Origin of the sequence: Mycobacterium scrofulaceum (assembly GCF_002086735.1) — a bacterium.
Lineage (GTDB): Bacteria > Actinomycetota > Actinomycetes > Mycobacteriales > Mycobacteriaceae > Mycobacterium > Mycobacterium scrofulaceum.
Genome location: NZ_MVIJ01000181.1, coordinates 1 through 229 on the forward strand (window position 1 = coordinate 1; position 229 = coordinate 229).

Genomic DNA, 229 nt, shown 5'->3' on the forward strand with positions numbered 1-229 from the left:
ACGCCGGTGGGCACGACGTAGTCGACCATCCGGGGAAACTTGTCGACGCCATACACAGTCACCGGTCCGCGGCGGCGCAGCCGCGCCCGCACCGCCTCGAAACCGTCTATGGCGCAGGGTCCGTGATTGGTCCACACCACATTGGTCAGCACCCCAAACAAGCCGCCGGCGTTCAACCCATGGGGCGCCACCAGGCGGTGCGACAAGAGGTGAAGCCGCAGGTAAGCAT

General features: G+C 65.9%; 1 pseudogene. It reads right to left on the minus strand.

Annotation, left to right across the window (positions count from 1 at the left end):
- Positions 1-229 (minus strand): annotated as a pseudogene (locus BST44_RS29330) (2,3,4,5-tetrahydropyridine-2,6-dicarboxylate N-succinyltransferase); the annotation flags it as partial.